This is a genomic window from Lentzea atacamensis (assembly GCF_003269295.1).
Taxonomy (GTDB): Bacteria; Actinomycetota; Actinomycetes; order Mycobacteriales; family Pseudonocardiaceae; genus Lentzea; species Lentzea atacamensis.
The window spans coordinates 538,159-559,472 of record NZ_QLTT01000005.1; the positions used below are offsets into that span (position 1 = coordinate 538,159).

Genomic DNA, 21,314 nt, shown 5'->3' on the forward strand with positions numbered 1-21,314 from the left:
GCGTGCGCGCTTGCCCTCACCGCGTGCGGTCAGGCGGTGACGGCGGAACCACCAGCCGCCGCACGTACGCAACACACGCCGGCGGCGGCGCCTCTGGTCGCAACGCCCCAGGTCTGCCCGATGCCCGACAGCGGCCTCGAATGCGAGTTCCAGCGGCGCGTCCAGGACGCGAAGAACTACGCCGAGACCAGGCCGGGCACCGTCGGCATCGTGCTGCGCGACCGCAAGACCGGGGCGATGTGGCGCAACGACCACGCGGACGAGCTGACGTGGACCGCATCGACGATCAAGCTCGCCATGGTGGTGAACCTGCTGGAGCGCAACCGATCGGGCAAGATCAAGCTGACCGGTGACGACCGTCGGCTGATGAACGCGATGCTGCACAGTTCCGACGACGACGCCGCGGACACGTTGTGGAAGCGGTACACGGGCTCGACGTTCAACGCGGCGTTCCCCAAGTACGGAATGACCGGTTTGGTGGCACAAAGGGGCTATTCGGCCACTTTCCCCTACTGGGGCTACGAGAAGTGCACGGCGAACGACCTCGACCGGCTGATCAACTACGTGCTCGACACCGTTCCAGCCGAGGACCGCGCCTACATCGTCGGGCAGATGCGCCAGGTCGGTCCCGAACAGCAGTGGGGTGTGTGGGGTCCCGGCTCCGGCACGAAGAACGGCTGGTCGCAGGAGGACAGCGGCTGGGTGATGAACTCCGTCGGGTTCGTCGGGCCGGACGAGCGGTACACGCTCGCGATCATGAACAACCTCAAGGGCGAGGGCGGTTACGACGAGGGCCGCGAGACCGCCACGGAGATCGCCCGCATCCTGTTCCGCTGATCCACTCAGGACATCGGCTCGAAGTGGAACGAGCGGATGAAGCAGTCGCGTGGCTGGTTCACCGCGAACAACACGCAATCGGCCACGGACTGCGCGGTCAGCACGCCGTCACGGGGCGCGTTGTCCTCGTTCGGACCGACGCAGCAACGGCACCGACGCCGTCGATCACGGTGTGCTGCCTGGTCATCGTCTTCCCCCTGTCACGCGCGGAAAGGTAGCACCCGTCCGGTGGTCCAATCAGGACCCGGCTCGTGACTCGGGATCACGTGGCGTCCGCGATGGATTCCCACAGGCACAGCACGGTTCCCTCGCTGTCCTTGACGTACTGCGAGAAGCCGTAGTCGCCCACCCGCTCCTTGGCGTTGAGGAGCGTGCCACCCGCTGCCGTGACCTTCGGCGCCACGTCGTCGATGCTCGGCACCTCGATGATCAGCACCGGCCCCTGCACGAACTCGGTGCGCGGAGAGATCCCGCCGTCCGCGTCCTGCGGGTCGACCGGCTCCCCATCGGTGTCGACCAGCACGTACTCGAACGGCAGCTTCTGCGCCGCCCACCCGAAAACCTCGCGGTAGAACGCCGTGGCCCGTGCGAGATCGTCGGCAGGCAGCTCGAACTTGACCCTGGTCATCGCGCGAGGTCCGGCACCTGGGCCACGAGCTCGTCCGGCGCCGACAGCCGCCACGCCTCGAACGCCAGCTCCCGCAGCTCGTCGGCCTCGACGCCCTCCAGGTACACCACGACCCAGCCGAACCCGCCCGCCGTGAACTGCTCCTCGAACACGTCCGGCCGCTCGGCCACCAGCGCCCGCTGCTCCGACAACGTCTGCTTGAGGCCAACGGTCTGCGTGCGCGGCCAGAAGTAGCCGAACACCTTGCCCCGCACCCGGAACGTGTCGTACTGCTGACCGGAGGAGCGCTGCACCTCCGCCAGCGCGTCCACGATCTTGAAGAGTTGCTTGCTCGTCGCCACTGCCGACCCCCAAAGCCGAAGGCAGGCAGTATAAAACCGTCAGCGGACCGGTTGGGGATCGGCGACCGCCGTCGTTGCCGGAACACGGCTGCGCTGGGTCAGCACGACGCAGACGACAACCACGGCCGCGGTGGCCAGGGCCGGCCAGCCGACCGGTTCGCCCAGGACCACGGCCGACCACATCAGGGTGAGCACCGGTTGGGCCAGCTGGATCTGGCCGATCTTGGCGACGCCGCCCGCCGCCAGTCCCGCGTACCAGGCGAAGAAGCCCAGGAACATCGAGATCAGGGCCACGTAGGCGAAGCTGAGCCAGACGACCGGTGTGGCACGCGAGAAGTCGGCTGTGTACAAGGAGATCGGGATGGTCGCGGGCAGGGAGACGACCAGGGCCCAGCAGATGGTCCGGGCCCCGCCCAGCTCGCGGGACAGGGCGCCGCCCTCTGCGTAACCCAGGCCGCACAACAAGACGGCGATGAGCAGGTAGGCGTCGGCGAGGCTCAGGGAGCCGGAGAGGCCGCCGCCGGTCGCGACGAACGCCAGCACTGCCAGCAGGCCCGCGCCGCTGGCGAGCCAGAACGCCACCGGCGGGCGTTCGGCGGCGCGCACGACCGCCCAGACCGCGGTGCACATCGGCAGCACGGCGATCACCACGGCGCCGTGGGCAGAGGTTTGGGTGGTGAGAGCCAGGGACGTGAAGAGCGGGAAGCCGACCACGATGCCCGCGGCGACGATCACCAGGCGTCGGAGCTGCGTTACCGTTGGGAGTGGCGCGCGAGATAACGCCAGGTAGGCGATCGCCAGGACTCCGGCGACGAGGGCGCGGCCGAACGCCACGAACCACGGGTCGAGCCCGGCCACTGCCAGGCGAGTCGCCGGCAGCGAGAAGCTGAAACCCAGGACGCCCAGCGCGCCGAGTGTTACCCCCGCTGGGACGATAACGTTACTCTTGGCTCTCATGAATGAGGATAACGCAGCCGCTCGCGTTATCGAGGACCTGAGAGCTGCGGCACTTGCCGGGCGCGCGGGCGATCGGATGCCGTCGGTGCGCGATCTGATGGCTCGGCATCGGGCCTCGCCCGCGACGGTGCAGCAGGCGATTCAGCGCGTGGCGGCCGAAGGGCTGGTCGAGGTGCGGCCGGGGCGCGGCAGCTACGTCGCCCAGCGGCCCGTCACCAACCACCAGGACCTGTCGTGGCAGGCCGTCGCGCTCGGCGAGGGCAGGCCGGGCGAGGACCTCGTGGCGAACCTCCTCGCGGTGCCGAAGCCGGAAGCCATCCCGTTGTCCAGCGGCTACCTCGATCCCGACCTGCAGCCGGCGGAGGCGCTCGGTGCCGCGCTCAGCCGGGCGGCGCGCAGGCCCGCCTCGTGGGGGCGCGTGCCGGTCGAGGGCAGGGAGGAGCTGCGCGCCTGGTTCGCGAAGGAGGCCGGCGGCGAGCTCAGGGCCGGCGACATGACGGTGTGCGCGGGTGCACAGGAGGCGCTCGCGACCGTGTTTCGCGGGCTCGGCGACCGCGGTGACGCCGTCCTCGTCGAGTCGCCCACCTACCTCGGCGCGATCGCGGCCGCGCGCGACGCCGGACTGAAGGTCGTGCCCGTGCCGGCGGACCAGGACGGAGTGCGGCCGGACCTGCTCCAGGCCGCGTTCGAGCGGACCGGCGCGAAGCTCTTCTACTGCCAGCCGCTGCACGCGAACCCGCACGGCGCCGTGCTGTCCGAGCAGCGGCGGCCCGAGGTCGTGCGGGTCGTCCGCGCGGCGGGCGCGTTCCTCGTCGAGGACGACTGGGCGCGCGGCCTCACCATCGACGGCACCGCGCCCCCGACACTCGCGGCGCACGACACCGACGGGCACGTCGTCTACGTCCGGTCGCTGACCAAGGTCGCCGCGCCCGGCCTGCGCGTCGCCGTGATCGGGGCACGGGGGCCCGCGGGCATCCGGTTGAAGAACACGCGGTCGAAGCAGGACCTGTACGTCGCGGGGCCGCTGCAGGATGCGGCGATCGACTTCGTGACGTCGCCGGTGTGGCGCCGGCACCTGCGCATGCTGCAGCTGTCCTTGAGGTCCAGGCGCGACGCTCTGGCTCACGCGATCCGCGAACACCTGCCCGAGCTCGAGGTCGCGCGGTCGTCCGGCGGTCTGCACCTGTGGGCGAAGCTGCCGGACGACTTCGACGACCTGGAGCTGACGGCGGCGGCCGCCGCGCGCGACGTCGTCGTGTTCCCGGGACGGCCGTGGTTCGCCGCTGAACCACGGGGCAGTTTTCTTCGTTTGACCTACGGCGGAGCACCGGAGCACGTGCTCGCCGAGGGCGTGCGGCGGCTGGCCGGCGCCGTGGCCGCCGCGCGGCGCTGACCGGTTCACTTGAATGGCATCATTCAGTAACTTGACTCGCTCAAGAAAAGGCGGCATGGTGGTCCCGTGCCCACGGCTTCCGACTTCGAGCGCCTGTTGCGTGGAGCGTCACTGCGGGTGACGGCTCCGCGGATAGCTGTGCTGTCCGCGGTGCACGAACACCCGCACGCCGACACGGACTCGATCATCGGTGTCGTGCGTCAGAACCTCGGTGCTGTCTCCCACCAGGCCGTGTACGACGTGCTCCGCGCGTTGACCGGTGCCGGCCTGCTGCGCCGCATCGAACCCCAGGGCTCCGTCGCGCGTTACGAGGCGCGCGTCGGGGACAACCACCACCACGTCGTCTGCAGATCCTGCGGCGCCATCGCCGACGTCGACTGTTCTGTCGGCGCCGCGCCGTGCCTGGACGCATCCGACGACCACGGCTTCGTCATCGACGAGGCCGAGGTCATCTACTGGGGCACCTGCCCCGAGTGCACGACCGCCGCGAAAAGTTCCTGAACACCCGGAAGGATTCCCGTGTCCGACAGCACTGACGCGAAGTTGAGCGAGCTGAACGTGGAGGAGGCTGGCGGCTGCCCGGTCGCGCACGGGCGACTCAGCCACCCCACCGAGGGCGGTGGCAACCGCGACTGGTGGCCCAAGCAGCTCAACCTCCGGATCCTCCGCAAGCACCCCGTCCAGGCCAACCCCATGGGTGGCGAGTTCGACTACGGCCAGGAGTTCCTGACCGTCGACCTCGACGAGCTGGCGCGCGACGTCGACGCCGTGCTGACCGAGTCGAAGGACTGGTGGCCCGCGGACTTCGGGCACTACGGCCCCTTCATGATCCGCATGGCGTGGCACAGTGCGGGCACCTACCGCACCCACGACGGCCGCGGTGGCGCCGGCGCGGGCATGCAGCGCTTCGCTCCGCTCAACAGCTGGCCGGACAACGGCAACCTGGACAAGGCCCGCCGTCTGCTGTGGCCGGTCAAGAAGAAGTGGGGCAAGAAGGTCTCCTGGGCCGACCTCATGATCTTCACGGGCAACCGCGCGCTGGAGACCATGGGCTTCAAGACCTTCGGCTTCGCCGGTGGCCGCGCGGACGTGTGGGAGCCGGACGAGGACGTGTACTGGGGCCCGGAGACCGAGTGGCTCGGCGGCGACACGCGCTACAGCGGTGAGCGCGACCTCGAGTCCCCGCTGGCCGCGGTCCAGATGGGTCTCATCTACGTCAACCCGGAGGGCCCCAACGGCAACCCGGACCCGCTGGCCGCCGCCCGCGACATCCGCGAGACGTTCGGCCGCATGGGCATGAACGACGAGGAGACCGTCGCGCTCATCGCCGGTGGCCACACCTTCGGCAAGGCGCACGGTGCCGGTGACCCGTCGCTCGTCGGCGCGGAGCCCGAGGGCTCGCTGATGGACGCGCAGGGCTTCGGCTGGATCAGCACGCACGGCACCGGCAAGGGCCGCGACACCATCACGTCGGGCCTCGAGGTGACCTGGACGCAGCAGCCCACCAAGTGGACGAACCTGTTCTTCAAGAACCTGTTCGAGTTCGAGTGGGAGCTCACCAAGTCCCCGGCCGGCGCGCACCAGTGGAAGCCGAAGGACGGCGCCGGCGCCAACACCGTGCCGGACCCCGAGGACGGCACGCTCAACCGCACGCCGATGATGCTGACCACGGACCTCGCGCTGCGCTTCGACCCGATCTACGAGCCGATCTCGCGCAAGTTCGCGGAGAGCCACGAGGCGTTCGCCGAGGCGTTCTCCCGCGCGTGGTTCAAGCTGACCCACCGCGACATGGGCCCGATCCAGCGCTACCTCGGCCCGCAGGTGCCGCAGGAGGAGCTGATCTGGCAGGACCGCCTGCCGGTCCGCGACTACGAGCTGATCGACGCCGCCGACGTCGCGGCGCTGAAGGCCAAGATCCTGGAGACCGGCCTCTCGGTCTCGCAGCTCGTCAAGACGGCGTGGGCGTCCGCGTCGACGTTCCGCCAGAGCGACAAGCGCGGTGGCGCGAACGGTGCCCGCATCCGCCTCGAGCCGCAGCGCGGCTGGGAGGTCAACGAGCCCGACCAGCTCGCGCAGGTCCTGCGTGCGCTGGAAGGCGTGCAGGAGGCGTTCAACAGCGCCCAGACCGGCGGCAAGAAGGTCTCGCTGGCCGACCTGATCGTCCTCGGCGGTGCCGCGGCGATCGAGCAGGCCGCGAAGGCGGCCGGCCACGAGGTCGAGGTGCCGTTCCTCGCGGGCCGCACCGACGCCACGCAGGAGCAGACCGACGCCGAGTCGTTCGCGGTGCTGGAGCCCAAGGTCGACGGCTTCCGCAACTACGGCACCAAGGCCAACCCGCTGCCGTCGGAGTACCTGCTGATCGACAAGGCCAACCTGCTCGGCCTCTCCGCGCCGGAGATGACCGTGCTCGTGGGTGGTCTGCGCGTGCTGGGTGCGAACCACGGCGGTTCGACCGCCGGCGTTCTCACGCAGAAGCCGGAGACGCTGACCAACGACTTCTTCGTCAACCTGCTCGACATGGAGACGGAGTGGAAGTCGGTCACCGAGGACCAGGAGAACTTCGAGGGCCGCGACCGCGCCACCGGTGCCGTCCGGTGGACCGGCACCCGCAACGACCTGGTGTTCGGCTCGAACTCGGAGCTGCGCGCCCTCTCCGAGGTCTACGCGAGTGACGACGCGTCGGAGAAGTTCGTGCAGGACTTCGTCGCCGCGTGGAACAAGGTCATGAACGCGGACCGCTACGACGTGGAGTCCAGCCTCTCCTGATGCCGTGAACGGGACGAGTACCCCAGGCCAGTCCCCCGGCCTGGGGTACCTTCGTTTTCATGGGGGTGAGGATCTCGGGCATCGCTCTGCCTTCGCGCACTCCGGTCTCGTTCGTCGTGGACGGGGAACGGTTGCGCGCTTCCGGCGAGTCCACTTCGGACGATCTGTGGCTGCTGCCGGGACTGGTCGACGTGCACTCGCATCCCGGGATGGAGGCGCCCGGCGATGCCTACGACCACGAGTTGTTCCGGCGGCACATGCTCGCGCACCGGGCCGCCGGAGTGCTGACCGTGCGGTCGCCGGGGTCGCCGGATCCGTTGCTGGACAGGGCTGACGATCCTGATCTGCCGCGGCTCGCCCGCGGTGGCAGGTGGCTCGCGACGCCCGGCCGGTTCTTCGAGGGCTACGGCCGGCGGGTCACCGAGGACGAGCTGCCCCTGGCCGCCGCCGAGGACTCGGCCGCCGGCTGGTGCAAGGTGATCGGCGACTGGATGCCGGACGATCCGCCCGTGCCGCTGGACGTGCTGACGGCGACCGTCGAGGCCGTGCACGCCGTCGGCGGGCGCGTCGCGGTCCACTGCCAGACCGCGAAGGGCTGCCGCAACGCCGTGCTGGCGGGTGCGGACAGTCTCGAGCACGGGATGCACCTGGATCATTCGCTCCTTCCCCGGATGGCGGCTCAGGGCATGGCGTTCGTGCCCACCCTCACCGCGATCGGCAAGACGAGGGAGAACCTGGACAGGTCGAAGGATCCGCGGTTCAAGGAGTGGATCCTGAGCGGCTGGGAGCACGCGTTTCCCACTGTTCGCGCGGCCCACGAAGCCGGGGTGACGGTGCTGGCGGGCTCGGACAGCAAGCCCTGCGGCGAGATCGCAGGCGAGATCGCCTGGCTGATCAAGGCGGGGATGCCGGTCGAGGCGGCCATCGGGGCCGGGTCGTGGACCGCGCGGTCGTGGCTCGGCCTGCCGGGGCTGGTGGACGGCGGGTTCGCCGATGTCGTGGCCTACGAGGCGGATCCGGTGGAGGATCCGTCGGTGTTGTTGCGGCCGAAGCGGATCGTGTTGCGCGGCAACGTCATCGCCTGACCCGCGGGAGCACCTGCGTGGCCTCCGGGTCCCCCTTCGAGCGCCGGCGCAGGCGCGTCACCACGAACAGGGCGAGGGCGACGGCCACGGTGGCGAGCACGAGCTTCTGGAAGACGCCCGCATAGGACTCGACGCGGTGCCAGTTCTCGCCGAGCAGGTAGCCCGCGCTCACGAAGACGGTGTTCCAGATCAGGCTGCCCAGCGTCGTCAGCGCCAGGAACACCGGGAAGTTCATGCGTTCGACGCCTGCGGGCAGCGAGATGAAACTGCGGAACAACGGCACCATTCGGCCGAAGAACACGGCTTTGGTGCCGTGCCGGGTGAACCAGGCCTCGGTTTTGTCGAAGTCGGACACGTTCACCAGAGGAATGCGGGCCACCAGGCGGCGGGTGCGGTCGCGTCCCAGGAGCATGCCCGCGAAGTAGACGATGACGGCACCGGCGACCGAGCCCAGCGTGGTCCAGAACAGGGCCGCGGGCAGGCTGAACACGCCTTTGCTCGCGGAGAAGCCGGCCAGTGGCAGCACCAGTTCGCTCGGGATCGGCGGGAACAGGTTGTCGAGCCCGACCACGACGGCCGCCCCCACGCCGCCCAGTTCTTCCATCAGGCCGACGGCCCATTCAGCCAGCATCGTGTTTCCCCTTGCGATGACGAAGGAATTGGTCGAGATCAACGCTAGGAAAGGGGAACCGGGCGCACCATGAGGTGCTCCATCGGGAATCGCGGGGGAAACCGCAGGGCGATACTGCGGAGAACCACAATGCCGGGGGGAACCTCGCCGTGACCGTGATCGCCAAGTACGCCCAGAAGAAGTGGCCCGTGGCGCGCAGCCACAAGGGCGGCTTCCTCAAGTCGTACAAGAACGCCCGTGCCCAGTTCAAGCCCGGACTGATGTGGGCGTTGTGGGAGAACGTTGCACGAGATTCGGCGCAGTGCGCTCATCAACTACTTTGCCGCGGTCGTGCTGGCGGCGGGCTCGTCGATCGTCCCGGCCTCGGAGGTGCTGCGGTTGCCCGCCTGGGTTCCGCCGTGGGCGGTGATCCTGGTGATCGGACTGCCGCTGATGGAAATGCTCTGGCGTTCCGGTCTGAGGCCGCGGCTGATGTGGAACGACGGCGGGATCGCCGTGGTGCGGCCGTTCACGATGGCCGTGTTCCGCTGGAGCGAGATCGCCAGGTTCGAGGAGGAGTTCAACCGCATTCACATCGTCCTCGCCGACGACAGCGAGGAAGTGTGGGAGTTCGACAACGCGTGGCTGTGGTCGAAGATCTCCAAGAGTTACGCGGCTCGCAAGGGACGCAACCAGGCCGCGTTGACGGAGGCGCTGGCGAACGGACGTGAACGCGGAGAAGCGGTGCGTCCGCCGGAAAAGCTTCCGCGCAGGCCCGTGGTTCTCTACCTGCTCGTGGTACCGGCCGCGGTGTTCGGCTCGTGGCTCGTCACAACCCTGTGACCGAGTTCGAGGCACTGCTCGCGACGCCGGGAGCGGAAGCGGCGCGCGGGACCTTCCATGATGCCGTTGTGGTGCGGGACGAGTGGGTCGCCCGCTTTCCCCGCACCGCACTGGTCCTGGCCGATGCGCGTCGCCGCGCTGAAGCACTCCGGCGGATCGCGCGGCTCGGTCTGCCGTTCGCCGTTCCGGAAGTTGTCGAGGAACGGCTCGACCTGCCACTGGGCAGGGCGCACGTCATCGTCTCCTACCTGCCCGGCGAACCGGTGGAGACCGCGAGCGACGACGCGGTGCGGGAGGTGCTCGACGCACTCGCCGCGGTCGAGCTGGACGACGAGCTCATCGCCCTGCTGGACGAACCGCTGCACCACGCGGGCGGGCGTCAGGTCGCCGAGGCGATCACCGAGCTCGTGTTCCCGCTGCTCGACGCCGACGAACGCGCTCAGGCTTCCGAAGTCCTGCAACGCTTCGCGGACCTGCCCGTGGTGACCGGTTTCGTGCACGGCGACCTCGCCCCGGTGAACCTCCGCTGGCACAACGGAAGGATCAGCGGAGTCATCGACTGGGACTTCGCCTGCGCCGGCGATCCCGCGCTCGACGCGGCCGCGTTCGCCAACTACGGCTGGCCGCTGGTCCGCCGCATCCGGCCGGAGCTCTGCGAACGGGCGCGCACGCACGCCGCGATGTTCCCGCTGACCGGCGCGGTGTCCGAGATCCGGCAGGGCGGGATCCGGCGAGGTTCCTCGCCTGGTTCCGCCGCCGATGTGCGGTTCGCGAGCACCCGCCGGCCGGCTGAGGAGCTAAGTTCGAGGCGTGAGGATCTGGGTGGCCGGGCTCACGCTCGTGCTGGCGGCAGGCTGCACCGGCACGGCGAACCCGAACACGCCCGAGGTGCCGTCAGGTGGTCCCGCCAGAACGCCACTGGAACAGCTGGCACCCGCGGATCCCAGGCAGAGGACGGGGCCGAGCACCGCGACGGTCGCGGAGCCCGACATCGTCCCGATCAGCGACGAGGTGTCGCCGAAGCTGCCCACGACGGTCACCGACGCGCAGGACACCGATGTCACGGTGACGAACGTCGACCGGATTCTCGCGTTCGACCGGTACGGCACGCTCGGCGCGACGGTGTTCGGGCTGGGACTCGGCGACCGGCTGGCCGGGCGTGACATCTCGACCGGGTTCCCCGCCGCCGCAAGGCTTCCGCTCGTCACGACGAACGGGCACCAGCTCGACGCCGAGGCGATCCGCGCGCTGCGGCCGACGGTCGTGATCACCGACAGCACGCTCGGGCCGTGGGACGTGGTGCTGCAGCTCCGGAACTCCGGAATCCCCGTCGTCGTCACGGATTCCCGGCGTGCGGTCAACAACGTCGGCACGGTGATCCAGCAGGTCGCGGACGCGCTCGGAGTGCCGGCGGAAGGACGGCGGCTCGCCGGCCGCACGAACCTCGAGATCGAGAAGACGAAGATCGCGGTGCAGAAGCTCGCGAACGACTCGAAGCTGCGGATCGTGTTCCTCTACCTGCGCGGTCGGTCCGGCGTGCACCAGATCCTCGGCAAGGGCACCGGCGCCGACGAGCTGATCAGCGCGGTCGGCGGGGTGGACGCGGCGTCCGAGATCGGGCTGGAGGGGGCGAACCCGATCGGCCCCGAGGCGTTGGCCAAAGCCGCGCCGGACGTGATCCTGGTGATGTCGACGGGACTTCGGTCCGTCGGCGGGATCGAGGGCGTGCTGTCCGTGCCCGGTGCGGCACAGACGCCGGCCGGGCAACAGCGCCGGGTCGTCGACATGAACGACCACCAGGTGCTGAGCTTCGGGCCGTTGACCGCCGCGGTGATCGACGGCCTGGCGCGGGCGCTGTACACGTGAGAGCCACTTCACGGTGTGTTCCACGGCGGGTTCGTGCTGCTCATCGCGCGAAAGGTGAATTGATTCCGGTTTAGCGGTCGCGGACTTCACCCGTCCGGAGGAGTTGATCACTATGATGGGTGAGTGCCCCTGAGTCGTAGACCCTTCGCGCTGCTGGCTGCGCTCGCGCTGCTCGGCCCGGTCACGGCCTGTACCAGCGCGGCGGCCGGTGACCCGGTCAGCACTCAGGTGGGACAGCCTCAGGCAGCGGAGAGCAACGCTCCGGCCGCGCCGAGGGAACGCATCAGGCTCACTTCGGAGAACGGGCGGCAGAGCCCCGGCACGGTCGTCGCCGGGATCGAGGACGCGGTCTACAACTACGCGCCCGCCGTGATGCTCGACGGCGGCAGGGTCCGCACGTGGTGGTGCAGCCAGATGGGCAGCGCCCAGCCGAACGGCGACGACATCCTCTACGCCGAGGGTCCCGACGCGGACGGCCCGTTCAGCACGGCGCGCGCGGTGCTGTCCGGCAGCGGCGGCAACTTCGACGCGATGCACACGTGCGACCCGTCGCTGGTCAAGGTCGGCGACACGTATTACATGTATTACACCGGCGCGTCGCGGGACAACCACGCGAACGGCAGTTCGATCGGCGTCGCGACCAGCAAGGACGGCACCAACTGGGCGCGGGCCAACGGCGGCCAGGCGATCATCGGCCCCGCGAACGACGTCATCCGCGCGAACACCTACGGCGCAGGTCAGCAGTCCGCGATCTACCTCGACGGCTGGATCTACCTGCTCTTCACCGACACCACGGGGTACGCGGCCGCCACGAACGGTGCCGGCCAGTACGTGCTGCGCTCGAGGGACCCGCTGTTCGGCAAGGACGTCGAGGCGCTGGGCCCGCAGGGCTTCAAGCCGGTGGAGCGGACCAACCAGCCCCGAACCCGGTCGCTGGTGGAGGCGTTCAGCGCGGACTGGATGTGGATCGAGGCGGCGTCGGCGTTCGCGATCGCCCACTCGACCGACGAGGGCACCACCGTCACGTTCTGGAACAGGGAGTTCACCCGGCACCCGTTCGAGCCGGTGGTCATCTCCGGCGCGTGGAAGGAAGGCCCCGGCCTCCTGCGCACCCCGGAGGGGCACGCCCCGGTCAGCACCAGCGATCCGTGCGAGAAGGTCGGACTGGACGTCCTGCGCGCCACCACGAGCGACGGGTCCGGCGCGCCGACGAACATCAGCCACTTCGGCATCGACGCGATCGGGCTCAACGGCTGCCTCACCGAGGACGAGGCCAGGGCGCTCAACGGCTTCGCGATGCCCTCCCCCGAACGCACCGCGGACGTCGTGGTCGGCGGCAAGATCGTCCGGTTCGAACGCGGCTCGGTCGCGGCCAAGTACGCCGTCGGTGTGCTGGCCAAGCGCCCCAAGGCCGTCGACTCGCTCAAGGTCGCGGTCCGGGTCCCCGCGGGTGTTCCCGCGGTGCAGAGCCCGAGCGACCAGGTGGGCCTGCTGGTGGACAACAAGCTGATGGTCATGAACTCGCTCGACGCGGCCAAGCTCAACTCCTCCGAGGTCACCATCGTGACCCAGGAGCAGTGGGACCGGTGGGAGCGGCTCACGACCTGACCCCGTACCGTTTCCCCGGTTCGAAACGGGACATGGGGGACCGATGACGGCGACGACCGAACGACCGAGAGCACTCGCCGGCAGCGTGATCCCGCTGCCAGCCGATCCTCCGCACGAGCGGGCGTGGCTGGGCTTCGCGGGCGCGTTCGTGGCGTCGGTGGCGTTCCTGCTGCTCATTCCGCCCGGCTGGGCCCGCCTCGACCACCTGTGGGCGGAGGACGGCGCCAGGTTCATGGTCGACGCGGTCCGCTCCCCCGCGCTCGGCAACCTGGTTGAGCCCTACGGCGGCTACCTGCACACGTTGCCGCGCCTGGTCGCGGAAGTGGTCGCGTTGCTGCCGATCGAGTGGACCGCCGCCGGGTTCGCGATCGCCGCGGCGATGCTGCGGGCGCTGGTCGCGCTGATCACGTTCGCGGCCTCCGGGGCGTACCTGCGGTCGTGGCCGCTGCGGTTCGCGCTGGCGGCGCTCGTCATCGTGCTGCCGGCTGGCAACTCCGAGACGTTGAACAACATGTCGAACCTGCACTGGTTCCTGCTCTACGGCGCCTTCTGGGCGTTGTTGTGGCGCAATGCCCCACGCGTGCCCGTCGCGTTGTTCGTGTTCCTCGCCGCCGTGTCCAGTCCGCTGGTGTACATCCTGGCGCCCATCGCGCTCGTGCGGCTCTTCCTGCCGCGCAAGGAGGTGCCGATCGCGTTCCTCGTGGGGCTCGCGGTCCAGGCGGTGGCGATGCTGTTCGCGACCAGGACGCCGTACTCGCACGACGAGGTCGACCCGGTGCAGGTGCTGCTGGCGAGCCTGCTGCGGGTGCCGGTGGTGGCGTTCACGGGTTCCGAGCGGGTCAGCCAGTTCTACCCGGCGCACGGCAACCTGGTGATCCTGGTGGCGCTGCTGGTCGCCGCGGTGCCGATGGTGGCGGGACTGCGGTTCGGCGACCGGGCGGGGCGGACGCTGGTGCTCGTCGCGGCCGCGTACAGCGTGATCGTCATCGTCGCGTGCCTGGTGCTGAACTGGACGCACGTGCTGCAGGTGCAGGTGCCCGAGGTCGTGATGGCCGGGCAGCGCTACAGCATCGCCCCGTGCCTGTTCCTGTTCACCGCGATCTTCGTGGGGCTCGACGCGACACCGGCCACGACGTGGGAACGCGCGGTGGTGGGCGGCAGCCGCTACCTGATCGGGCTCGCCGTGGTCGTCAGCATCTTCGCCCACCTGCGGGTCCCGAACACCGTGCTGAAGGGCATTCCGTGGGACGAGAGCCTCGCGCGGGCCCGTGCGGAGTGTGCCGCCGGTGCGCCGGAAGCCAGGCTGGAGCACGAGCCGAAGGGCTGGTTCTTCGTCGTGCCGTGCAGCGTGGTGGGCCGATAGCGGGACGGCTGTCGAGAACGCGGATCCCCGTTCGACGTGTGTGCATGACGAACACGACGATTGAGACCCGCAACCTCGACCAGTACGGCAACGCCGCCCTGCGCTGGAGCCAGGCGCAGGAGCTGCTCGCCACCGAGTCCGCCTCCAAGGACGTGCCGTTCTTCCTGAACACCGTGCGGCCGGACGGCAGGCCGCACTCGGCGGGCATAGGCGCCGTCTGGTTCTCCGACGCCCTGCACTTCGTGAGCGGGCCGGGCACCCGCAAGTCCCGCAACCTCGCGGAGAACCCGGCCTGCACGGTGTCGGTGCGGCTGACCGGGATGGACCTCGTGCTGGAGGGCGACGCCCGCCGGATCACCGATGAGTCCACTTTGGACCGTGTCGCCGCGAGGTACCGCGAGTCCGGCTGGCCCGCACAACGGGAAGGGCAGGCGTTCACCGCGCCCTACACCGCGCCGAGCGGTGGCCCGCCGCCCTGGTACGTCTACCGGGTCTCGCTGCGCGCCGCCCACGCCGTGGCCACCGTGGAGCCCGGCGGCGCGACGCGGTGGACGTTCAGCTGAGGAACTCGCGGAACGACCGGGCCGTCACGTCCTCGACGGTCGTGGTGACCCGGTCTTTCGCGCCGCGCCGGATGTCCTCGTCGAGCCCCTCGAACGGCTCGTCGACCACCTGATGCGCGCGCTTCAGTGCTGATAGCTGGGATGGTCGATGTATCCCGCCTCGGTCTGGAACCACGTCTCGCGGTCGGTGCTGACGAGCGGCAGGCCCAGCCGGAACCGTTCGACGAGATCGGGATTGCCCAGGTACGCGCGGCCGTAGCTGATCAGGTCGGCACCGTTGGCGAGCCAGCGTTCCCCCTGCTCGCGCGTGCCCTCGTGCGGGCCGATCTGGCCGCCGGGGTTGAGGATGAACGCCGTCGGCCACGCCTTGCGCAGACCCATCAGCACCTCGTCGTCCGCGGTCGCCAGCACGTGGATGTAAGCGATGTCCGGCAACGCCTTCAGCAACGCGTCGTACAGCGCGCGCATGTTTTCCTCGACGATGTCCTGGACCTCACCGCCGGGTGAGAGCCGGATGCCGACGCGGTCCGCACCGATGGCGTCCACCGCCGCCTCCACCGCCTCCACGGCGAACCGGATGCGTCCGGTGATGGAGCCGCCGTAGCCGTCGGCGCGCCGGTTCGCGTTGGAGGACAGGAACTGCTGGATCAGGTAACCGTTCGCGCCGTGCAGCTCGACACCGTCGAACCCGGCGTCGAGCGCGCAGCGCGCAGCGTCACCGAACGCCTGCGCCTGGTTCCGGATCTCCGGGATCGTCAGCTCGCGCGGCACCGGCGCGGGCTTGATGCCGGTGGGCGTGAACACCTCACTCGCGGCCGCGATCGCCGACGGGCCGACCGGGTGGTGCCCGGCGACCTCGGGATGACCGATCCGGCCGCCGTGCATGAGCTGGGCGAAGATCCGCCCGCCGTTGGCGTGCACGGCGTCCGTGACGACCCGCCAGGCCTCGACCTGGTCGCCGGTGTGGACGCCGGGCATGAACGGGCCGGCCTGGCCGACCGCGTTCGGGTGCACGCCTTCGGTGACAATGAGGCCCGCGGTGGCGCGTTGGGCGTAGTAGGTGGCCGTCGCTGCGGTCGGTTTGCCGTCCACGGCTCGTGCGCGGGTCATCGGGGCCATGACGAGGCGGTTCGGCAGAGTCAGGTTTCCGAGTCGGTAGCTGGTGAGAAGCATGAGGACTACGCTAGAAACCTGACATTGACGTCAGAGGTAGCTTTTGTGGTGGAGGTCTCATGCGCATCGGTGAGCTGGCGGAACGCACGGGCGTGAGCGTGCGCGCGTTGCGCTACTACGAGGAGCAGGGCCTTCTCACCGGCGAACGCAGCCAGAGCGGGCAACGGCACTATCCCGACGAGGCCGTCGACCGCGTGCGGCTCATCCAGCAGTTCTACGCGGCCGGGATCTCCAGCGCCTCGATCCTCGAGATGCTGCCGTGCGTGGTGACCGGGGTGGCCTCACCGGAGGTCCTGGCCACGCTGCACGGACACCGGTCGTCGGTGGTGCGGCAGATCGAGGAGCTCCAGGAGACCCTCCGGCAGCTCGACTCGGTGATCGCGGGCGCCGCCAGGTCCCACGAGTCCGGGGTGCCCTGCCAGCCGGGCTGACAGGGCACCTGGACGTCAGATCGTCGCGGTGTCGATCACGAACCGGTACCGCACGTCGCTCGACTGCACCCGCTCGTAGGCCACGTTGATCTGGTCGGCGTTGATCAGCTCGATCTCCGCGCCCAGGCCGTGCTCGGCGCAGAAGTCCAGCATCTCCTGGGTCTCCGCGATGCCGCCGATCATCGACCCGGCAAGCGTCTTGCGGCCGCCGAGCAGCCCGAACAGGTTCAGCGAGATCGGCTCCTCCGGCGCGCCGACGTTCACGATCGCGCCGTCGGTCTTCAGCAGACCGAGGTAGGCGCCGAAGTCGAGCGGCGCGGACACCGTGGACAGGATCACGTCGAACTTCCCCGCCAGGTCGGTGAACGTGGCGGGGTCGCTGGTGGCGCGGTAGTCGTGGGCGCCGAGCTTGAGCCCGTCGTCCTTCTTGCGCAGCGACTGCGACAGCACGGTCACCTCGGCGCCCAGCGCGACGGCGATCTTGACGCCCATGTGGCCGAGACCGCCGAGGCCGACGACGGCGACCTTCTTGCCCGGTGCGACGCCCCAGTGCTTGAGCGGCGAGTAGACGGTGATGCCCGCGCACAGCAGCGGCGCGGCCACGTCCAGCGGCAGCGCGTCCGGGATCCGCACCGCGTAGTTCTCGTCGACCACGATCTGCTTCGAGTAGCCGCCGTAGGTGACGTCGCCGTGGCGGTCGATGGCGTTGTAGGTCATGGTGCTGCCGCTCGTGCAGTACTGCTCCAGGCCGCGCAGGCAGTTGTCGCACTCCCGGCAGGAGTCGACCATGCAGCCGACACCGACCCGGTCGCCGACGGCGTAGCGGGTCACCTCGGAGCCGACCTCGGCGACCACACCGGCGATCTCGTGGCCGGGAACCATCGGGAAGATTCCCTGGCCCCAGCCCTCGTTGACCTGGTGGATGTCGGAGTGGCAGATGCCCGCGAACTCGATGTCGATCAGAACGTCGTGCGCGCCGACCGCGCGACGTTCGATGGTGGTGCGCTCCAGCGGTGCCTTGGGTGCGGGAGCGGCGTAGGCAGCGACGGTGCTCATCAGGTTCTCCTCGTTCGTCGTGTCGCTTGACGACACTGCTCCGGTTCGAGGGACCCACCCAGACACCTGGTTTTCGTACGACTGGCGTGCCTACCACTGGCAGTAGCAGGCACGGCGTTCCTGGTCCGGGGATACTCGGGAACATGACCGTCGATCCGCGCACCGAGCTGAGCGAGTTCCTGCGCAGCCGCCGGGCGCGGCTGTCCCCCGACGACGTCGGGCTGCCCCGGTACGGCAGGACCCGCCGCGTGCCGGGCCTGCGCCGCGAGGAGCTGGCGCAGCTCGCGGGTGTCTCGGTGGCGTACTACACGCGGCTGGAGCAGGGCAACGGACGCAACGTCTCGGCAGAGGTGCTGGACTCGATCGCCCGTGCGTTGCGGCTGAACGACGCCGAGCACGCGCACCTGCGGAACCTGGCGAACTGCAAGCACGGCAAGAAGAAGACCGTGCGAACGCAGGTGCGGCCCGCGCTCAGGCATCTCCTGGACGGCGTCGGCGTCCCCGCGTACATCGGCGGGCGGCGCTCGGACATCCACGCGTGGAACCCGATGGCGGCGGCGTTGTTCGGTGACTGGGGCGAGCTCGCGCCACGCGACCGCAACTGGGCGCGGCTGATCTTCCTGCGACCGTCCTACCAGGACCTCTTCGTCGACTGGCGGAGCAAGGCTGCCGACGTCGTCGGCTTCCTGCGCATGGACGCGGGCTGCTACCCGGACGACCCCGAGCTGGCCGCGCTGGTCGGCGAGCTGTCGGTGAAGAGCGAGCTGTTCCGGCAGCTCTGGGCCAAGCACGACGTCAAGGAGAAGAGCTTCGGCACCAAGGTGCTCAGGCACCCGCTCGTGGGCGAGATGACGCTGTCGTACGAGACGTTGAAGATGCCGAGCGAGCCCGACCTGTTCTTCACCACCTACCACGCCGAACCCGGCACCGCGTCCGCCGAGGCGCTGCAGCTGCTCGCGAACTGGGGTACGGACGCGACCCGCGCCGGCACCTCTGTTAAGACTCAGGCATGAGGACACCGCGCCTGGAGATCGAGTACTGCACCCAGTGCCGCTGGCTGCTGCGCGCCGGCTGGACCGCGCAGGAGCTGCTGACCACGTTCACGACCGAACTGGGCGAGGTCGCGCTGATCCCCGGCACCGGTGGCGTGTTCGACGTGCGGCTGGACGGCGAGACCGTGTGGTCGCGCAAGGAGCAGGAGGGCTTCCCGGACCTCGCCGTGCTCAAGCAGCTGGTGCGCGACCGGGTGGCGCCGGAGCGGTCGCTGGGCCACACCGACCGCAAGAACCCGGCCTGACCGGCTCGCTCAGCGGGCGCCGTTCAGCGCGCCCATCGCCATGACCGCGAGCCGCCTGTTGAGCAGCCTGGACAACGTCAGCAGCAGCCGGTTGAGCCGGCCGACGGCGACACTCGGCGGCGGGTTGCGCCGGCCCAGCGTCCGCAACGCCGTCTCCACCACCAGTTCCGGCGAGTGCATCCGCGCGCCCGCCGCGGCCTCGGGGCCGGCGACGTCGAAGAACTCGGTCCTGGTCGCTCCTGGCGAGAGCGCGAGCACCCGCAGACCACTGCGGCGGTGTTCCTGCCACAACGCCTCGGTGAAGCTGAGCACGAACGCCTTGGCCGCGCCGTACACCGCCATCCTCGGCACCGGCGCGTACGCGGCCATGCTCGCGACGTTGACCAGCAAGCCGCGGCCGGATGCCGCGAGCTCGCCGACGAACGTCCTGGACAGCTCCACCACGGCCGAGACGTCGAGCGCGATCTCGGCGCGCAGCCGTTCCGCGTCCTCCCCGGCAAACGGCCCGAACGTGCCGAACCCGGCGTTGTTGATCAGCCCGGTCAGCTTCAGCCCTCGCGCCTGAAGCTCCGCGGCCAGGCCCGCCACGGCTCCCGGTTCGGTGAGATCGCACGGCAGCACTGTCACCTCGACCTCCTTCAGCTCGGCGGCGAGTGCCTCCAGCCGTTCCGCCCGGCGAGCGACGAGCACCAGGTCAGCGCCCCTGCGGGCGAGCTCACGAGCGAACTGCGCGCCGATTCCGGCACTGGCTCCGGTGATCAGCACCCGCATGCCTCGACAGTCGATTGTCACTCGATTCCTCCTTGGCATCGAGTGCCAAGTTAGCATCAAATGCCACCCAGGCGCCAAGAGTCGAGGTGGCACTAGGCTGGGCACGTGTCAGATCGCTTGTGGGACCGCACGCGCCGCCGCGTCCAGGAGGAGGTCGTGGACGCCGCGCTCGCGCTGTTCCTGGAGCACGGCTTCGAGGAGACGACGGTCGACCAGGTGGTGGCCGCGGCCGGGATCTCGCGGCGTTCCTTCTTCCGCTACTTCGGCACGAAGGAGGACATCGTCTTCGGCGATCTCGCCGAGCAGGGCCCGGCGATCCTCGAAGCGCTGCGTGAGCGCCCCGACGACGAGCCGATCTGGGAAGCGCTGGGGCACGCGTTCGGCGTGCTGACCACGCGCATGAGCCCGGAGCGCGGCGCGATGATCGGCAGGCTGGTCACCACCAGCCCCGCGTTGCGCGCCGCCCACCTGGAGAAGCACCTGCGCTGGCAGGAGGTTCTGGCACCGGAGGTCGAGCGCCGCGTCGGCACCGGCGGCGCCCCGGCCGGCCTCGTCGGCGAGGCGATCGTGGCCACCGTGCTGGCGTGTCTCGACGCGGCCTCCGCCGCCTGGGTGCGTCAGGGCGCCGACGGCGGCCTCGACGAGCTGCGACGGCTCACCTACGCCGCGCTCACCGCTGTCCGAAGTGGATGATCAGCCGACACTGAGCGGGGTGTCGATCCGCATCGGTTCTCCCCCTTCGGTTTCTCCACCTTTCGCGGCGAACCGGCACCGTCAATCGCACGTCAGCTCGTATCGTGTGGGCCGTGCATCCGAACCAGGGCTGGCAACCGCGGCAACCACCGGGATACGGACCGCCTCCCGGCTGGGGCCCGCCACCGAAACCGAGTACCGCGCCGGCGTTCCTCGCGGGTGGGCTGTGGCTGCTCGTGTCCGTGCTGTGCTTCGTGCTGGCGGGTCTCAACACCGCGGACGGTGTGGGACAGACACCGAGAGCCGCCGTGGCGTTGATCGGAATCATGCTGCCGCCCGGCATCGTCGGCAACGGTGACGCGGTGATCGCGGCGACCTACACGGCGGGCGGCGTGGTCCTGTTGCTCGTGGTGCTGCTGTTCGCCCGGCTGGGGTTCGCGCGCTGGATCGCCGCCGCGCTCGGGTTCCTCGTGGTCGTCTACTACATCTTCGCCATCGTGCGGCTGACGACCTTCCACGGGGGAACGTTCATCATCGTGCCGGGTGTGGCGTTGCTGCTGTGGCTGGCCGCGTCGATGGTGTCGGTGCTGCCGCCGGTCGGACGGGCGATGCGATGAACGACGTCTGGTCCGGCTACACGTTCACGCCCCGGTTCTACGAGATCGACGGCCAGGGCGTGATGTTCAACATGTGGTACCTCGGGCACGTCGACGAGGCGGTCGACGGCTTCTTCGTCCACTGTGGCCTGCCGTACTCCGACTGGCCCGGCATGGGTTTCGACGCCCACGTCGTGCACGTGGACCTCGACTTCCGCGCCGGTGTCAGGTCACGTGACATCGCCGAGGTGCTGATCAGCCCGTCCCGGATCGGGCGCAAGAGCTTCACGCTCGACTTCGCGTTCCGCCGGGACGGGGAGATCGTCTGCAGTGGTGGCGTCGTCTACGCCACCGTGTCCACCGAGGGGCACGGCACCATCGAGCTGCCCGACCAGCTGGTCAAGGCGCTCGGCGAGGTGCGGCCCCTGCGCGGCTGA

23 protein-coding genes and 1 pseudogene are annotated in these 21,314 nt (G+C 69.7%); 17 read left to right on the forward strand and 7 right to left on the reverse strand.

The window, feature by feature from the left end:
- Positions 1 to 120: 120 nt before the first annotated feature.
- Positions 121 to 837: a serine hydrolase gene (locus C8D87_RS25225; protein WP_233442275.1), complete on the forward strand. Its 717-nt coding sequence runs from the start codon at positions 121 to 123 to the stop codon at positions 835 to 837.
- A gap of 262 nt (positions 838 to 1,099) precedes the next feature.
- Here C8D87_RS25225 and C8D87_RS25235 read toward each other — a convergent pair whose 3' ends face one another.
- The 3 genes from C8D87_RS25235 to C8D87_RS25245 are packed head-to-tail and all read right to left on the reverse strand — an operon-like array spanning position 1,100 to position 2,763.
- Complete coding sequence (locus C8D87_RS25235; protein WP_109639945.1) at positions 1,100 to 1,465, reverse strand: VOC family protein; 366 nt, start codon at positions 1,463 to 1,465, stop codon at positions 1,100 to 1,102.
- Positions 1,462 to 1,806: an MmcQ/YjbR family DNA-binding protein gene (locus C8D87_RS25240; RefSeq protein ID WP_112228611.1), complete on the reverse strand. Its 345-nt coding sequence runs from the start codon at positions 1,804 to 1,806 to the stop codon at positions 1,462 to 1,464. The genes C8D87_RS25235 and C8D87_RS25240 overlap by 4 nt, the downstream gene beginning before the upstream one ends.
- Positions 1,807 to 1,845: 39 nt before the next feature.
- Positions 1,846 to 2,763: a DMT family transporter gene (locus tag C8D87_RS25245; protein ID WP_112228612.1), complete on the reverse strand. Its 918-nt coding sequence runs from the start codon at positions 2,761 to 2,763 to the stop codon at positions 1,846 to 1,848.
- Between C8D87_RS25245 and C8D87_RS25250 the strand changes: the two genes are divergently transcribed.
- The 4 genes from C8D87_RS25250 to C8D87_RS25265 all read left to right on the forward strand — a co-directional run bounded on the left by C8D87_RS25250 (position 2,762) and on the right by C8D87_RS25265 (position 8,007).
- Entirely contained in the window at positions 2,762 to 4,156 is a 1,395-nt protein-coding gene (locus C8D87_RS25250; RefSeq protein ID WP_112228613.1) for an aminotransferase-like domain-containing protein, read from the forward strand. The two genes, C8D87_RS25245 and C8D87_RS25250, sit on opposite strands and share 2 nt — an antisense overlap.
- Positions 4,157 to 4,222: 66 nt before the next feature.
- Positions 4,223 to 4,657, forward strand: a complete 435-nt coding sequence (locus C8D87_RS25255) for a Fur family transcriptional regulator (RefSeq protein WP_109639941.1) — start codon at positions 4,223 to 4,225, stop codon at positions 4,655 to 4,657.
- An 18-nt stretch (positions 4,658 to 4,675) separates the two neighbouring features.
- Complete coding sequence (katG, locus tag C8D87_RS25260; protein ID WP_112228614.1) at positions 4,676 to 6,922, forward strand: catalase/peroxidase HPI; 2,247 nt, start codon at positions 4,676 to 4,678, stop codon at positions 6,920 to 6,922.
- Between the two features lie 59 nt (positions 6,923 to 6,981).
- Positions 6,982 to 8,007, forward strand: a complete 1,026-nt coding sequence (locus tag C8D87_RS25265) for an amidohydrolase family protein (RefSeq protein WP_112228615.1) — start codon at positions 6,982 to 6,984, stop codon at positions 8,005 to 8,007.
- Here C8D87_RS25265 and C8D87_RS25270 read toward each other — a convergent pair.
- A complete protein-coding gene (locus tag C8D87_RS25270; RefSeq protein WP_112228616.1) occupies positions 7,997 to 8,638 on the reverse strand; it encodes a DedA family protein in 642 nt (213 codons plus the stop codon). The genes C8D87_RS25265 and C8D87_RS25270 overlap by 11 nt on opposite strands.
- 282 nt (positions 8,639 to 8,920) lie before the next feature.
- Here C8D87_RS25270 and C8D87_RS25275 point away from each other — a divergent pair, with 282 nt between their 5' ends.
- The 6 genes and pseudogenes from C8D87_RS25275 (at position 8,921) to C8D87_RS25300 (ending at position 14,860) form a co-directional block, all read left to right on the forward strand.
- A complete protein-coding gene (locus C8D87_RS25275) occupies positions 8,921 to 9,460 on the forward strand; it encodes a hypothetical protein (protein WP_112228617.1) in 540 nt (179 codons plus the stop codon).
- Positions 9,461 to 9,531: 71 nt separating this feature from the next.
- A pseudogene (locus C8D87_RS49245) lies at positions 9,532 to 10,059 on the forward strand (phosphotransferase); the annotation flags it as partial.
- A gap of 211 nt (positions 10,060 to 10,270) precedes the next feature.
- Positions 10,271 to 11,326, forward strand: a complete 1,056-nt coding sequence (locus C8D87_RS25285; protein ID WP_233440053.1) for a heme/hemin ABC transporter substrate-binding protein — start codon at positions 10,271 to 10,273, stop codon at positions 11,324 to 11,326.
- A 123-nt stretch (positions 11,327 to 11,449) separates the two neighbouring features.
- Positions 11,450 to 12,934, forward strand: a complete 1,485-nt coding sequence (locus tag C8D87_RS25290) for a glycoside hydrolase family protein (RefSeq protein WP_109639935.1) — start codon at positions 11,450 to 11,452, stop codon at positions 12,932 to 12,934.
- A 43-nt stretch (positions 12,935 to 12,977) separates the two neighbouring features.
- Positions 12,978 to 14,297 carry a hypothetical protein gene (locus C8D87_RS25295; protein WP_112228619.1) on the forward strand — a complete coding sequence of 440 codons (1,320 nt, stop codon included), beginning with the start codon at positions 12,978 to 12,980 and terminating at the stop codon, positions 14,295 to 14,297.
- Positions 14,298 to 14,341: 44 nt separating this feature from the next.
- Positions 14,342 to 14,860: a pyridoxamine 5'-phosphate oxidase family protein gene (locus C8D87_RS25300; RefSeq protein WP_109639933.1), complete on the forward strand. Its 519-nt coding sequence runs from the start codon at positions 14,342 to 14,344 to the stop codon at positions 14,858 to 14,860.
- Positions 14,861 to 14,983: 123 nt separating this feature from the next.
- Here C8D87_RS25300 and C8D87_RS25310 read toward each other — a convergent pair whose 3' ends face one another.
- Positions 14,984 to 16,033 (reverse strand): alkene reductase, encoded by a 1,050-nt coding sequence (locus tag C8D87_RS25310; protein WP_109639932.1) that lies wholly within the window; start codon positions 16,031 to 16,033, stop codon positions 14,984 to 14,986.
- A 59-nt stretch (positions 16,034 to 16,092) separates the two neighbouring features.
- Between C8D87_RS25310 and C8D87_RS25315 the strand changes: the two genes are divergently transcribed.
- On the forward strand, positions 16,093 to 16,464 hold the full coding sequence (locus tag C8D87_RS25315; protein WP_112228620.1) for a MerR family transcriptional regulator: 372 nt from the start codon (positions 16,093 to 16,095) through the stop codon (positions 16,462 to 16,464).
- A gap of 15 nt (positions 16,465 to 16,479) precedes the next feature.
- On the opposite strand, the gene C8D87_RS25320 is transcribed toward C8D87_RS25315, so the two are convergent.
- Entirely contained in the window at positions 16,480 to 17,523 is a 1,044-nt protein-coding gene (locus tag C8D87_RS25320) for an NAD(P)-dependent alcohol dehydrogenase (RefSeq protein ID WP_325049714.1), read from the reverse strand.
- 140 nt (positions 17,524 to 17,663) lie between these two features.
- Between C8D87_RS25320 and C8D87_RS25325 the strand changes: the two genes are divergently transcribed.
- Together C8D87_RS25325 and C8D87_RS25330 are read left to right on the forward strand one after the other, a co-directional pair.
- Entirely contained in the window at positions 17,664 to 18,533 is an 870-nt protein-coding gene (locus C8D87_RS25325) for a helix-turn-helix domain-containing protein (RefSeq protein ID WP_109639930.1), read from the forward strand.
- The gene (locus C8D87_RS25330; protein WP_109639929.1) at positions 18,530 to 18,817 is read left to right on the forward strand and encodes an Rdx family protein; all 288 of its coding nucleotides are present in this window, start codon (positions 18,530 to 18,532) and stop codon (positions 18,815 to 18,817) included. Before C8D87_RS25325 ends, C8D87_RS25330 begins: the two co-directional genes overlap by 4 nt.
- A 9-nt stretch (positions 18,818 to 18,826) precedes the next feature.
- On the opposite strand, the gene C8D87_RS25335 is transcribed toward C8D87_RS25330, so the two are convergent.
- Entirely contained in the window at positions 18,827 to 19,609 is a 783-nt protein-coding gene (locus tag C8D87_RS25335; RefSeq protein ID WP_215732475.1) for an SDR family NAD(P)-dependent oxidoreductase, read from the reverse strand.
- Between the two features lie 84 nt (positions 19,610 to 19,693).
- On the opposite strand from C8D87_RS25335, the gene C8D87_RS25340 reads away from it, so the two are divergent.
- The 3 genes from C8D87_RS25340 (at position 19,694) to C8D87_RS25350 (ending at position 21,314) form a co-directional block, all read left to right on the forward strand.
- On the forward strand, positions 19,694 to 20,281 hold the full coding sequence (locus tag C8D87_RS25340) for a TetR/AcrR family transcriptional regulator (RefSeq protein WP_112228622.1): 588 nt from the start codon (positions 19,694 to 19,696) through the stop codon (positions 20,279 to 20,281).
- Between the two features lie 113 nt (positions 20,282 to 20,394).
- Positions 20,395 to 20,898 (forward strand): hypothetical protein, encoded by a 504-nt coding sequence (locus tag C8D87_RS25345; RefSeq protein ID WP_146771863.1) that lies wholly within the window; start codon positions 20,395 to 20,397, stop codon positions 20,896 to 20,898.
- Positions 20,895 to 21,314, forward strand: coding sequence for an acyl-CoA thioesterase (locus tag C8D87_RS25350; RefSeq protein ID WP_112228624.1), 420 nt, complete (start codon positions 20,895 to 20,897; stop codon positions 21,312 to 21,314). Before C8D87_RS25345 ends, C8D87_RS25350 begins: the two co-directional genes overlap by 4 nt.

Bases quoted from the DNA above. Each gene is read 5' to 3' on its own strand.
- C8D87_RS25225 (WP_233442275.1), top strand. From the start codon at position 121: ATGCCCGACAGCGGCCTCGAATGCGAGTTCCAGCGGCGCGTCCAGGAC.
- C8D87_RS25235 (WP_109639945.1), bottom strand. From the start codon at position 1,465: ATGACCAGGGTCAAGTTCGAGCTGCCTGCCGACGATCTCGCACGGGCC.
- C8D87_RS25250 (WP_112228613.1), top strand. From the start codon at position 2,762: ATGAATGAGGATAACGCAGCCGCTCGCGTTATCGAGGACCTGAGAGCT.
- C8D87_RS25245 (WP_112228612.1), bottom strand. From the start codon at position 2,763: ATGAGAGCCAAGAGTAACGTTATCGTCCCAGCGGGGGTAACACTCGGC.
- C8D87_RS25265 (WP_112228615.1), top strand. From the start codon at position 6,982: ATGGGGGTGAGGATCTCGGGCATCGCTCTGCCTTCGCGCACTCCGGTC.
- C8D87_RS25270 (WP_112228616.1), bottom strand. From the start codon at position 8,638: ATGCTGGCTGAATGGGCCGTCGGCCTGATGGAAGAACTGGGCGGCGTG.
- C8D87_RS25295 (WP_112228619.1), top strand. From the start codon at position 12,978: ATGACGGCGACGACCGAACGACCGAGAGCACTCGCCGGCAGCGTGATC.
- C8D87_RS25300 (WP_109639933.1), top strand. From the start codon at position 14,342: ATGACGAACACGACGATTGAGACCCGCAACCTCGACCAGTACGGCAAC.
- C8D87_RS25310 (WP_109639932.1), bottom strand. From the start codon at position 16,033: ATGCTTCTCACCAGCTACCGACTCGGAAACCTGACTCTGCCGAACCGC.
- C8D87_RS25315 (WP_112228620.1), top strand. From the start codon at position 16,093: ATGCGCATCGGTGAGCTGGCGGAACGCACGGGCGTGAGCGTGCGCGCG.
- C8D87_RS25325 (WP_109639930.1), top strand. From the start codon at position 17,664: ATGACCGTCGATCCGCGCACCGAGCTGAGCGAGTTCCTGCGCAGCCGC.
- C8D87_RS25330 (WP_109639929.1), top strand. From the start codon at position 18,530: ATGAGGACACCGCGCCTGGAGATCGAGTACTGCACCCAGTGCCGCTGG.
- C8D87_RS25350 (WP_112228624.1), top strand. From the start codon at position 20,895: ATGAACGACGTCTGGTCCGGCTACACGTTCACGCCCCGGTTCTACGAG.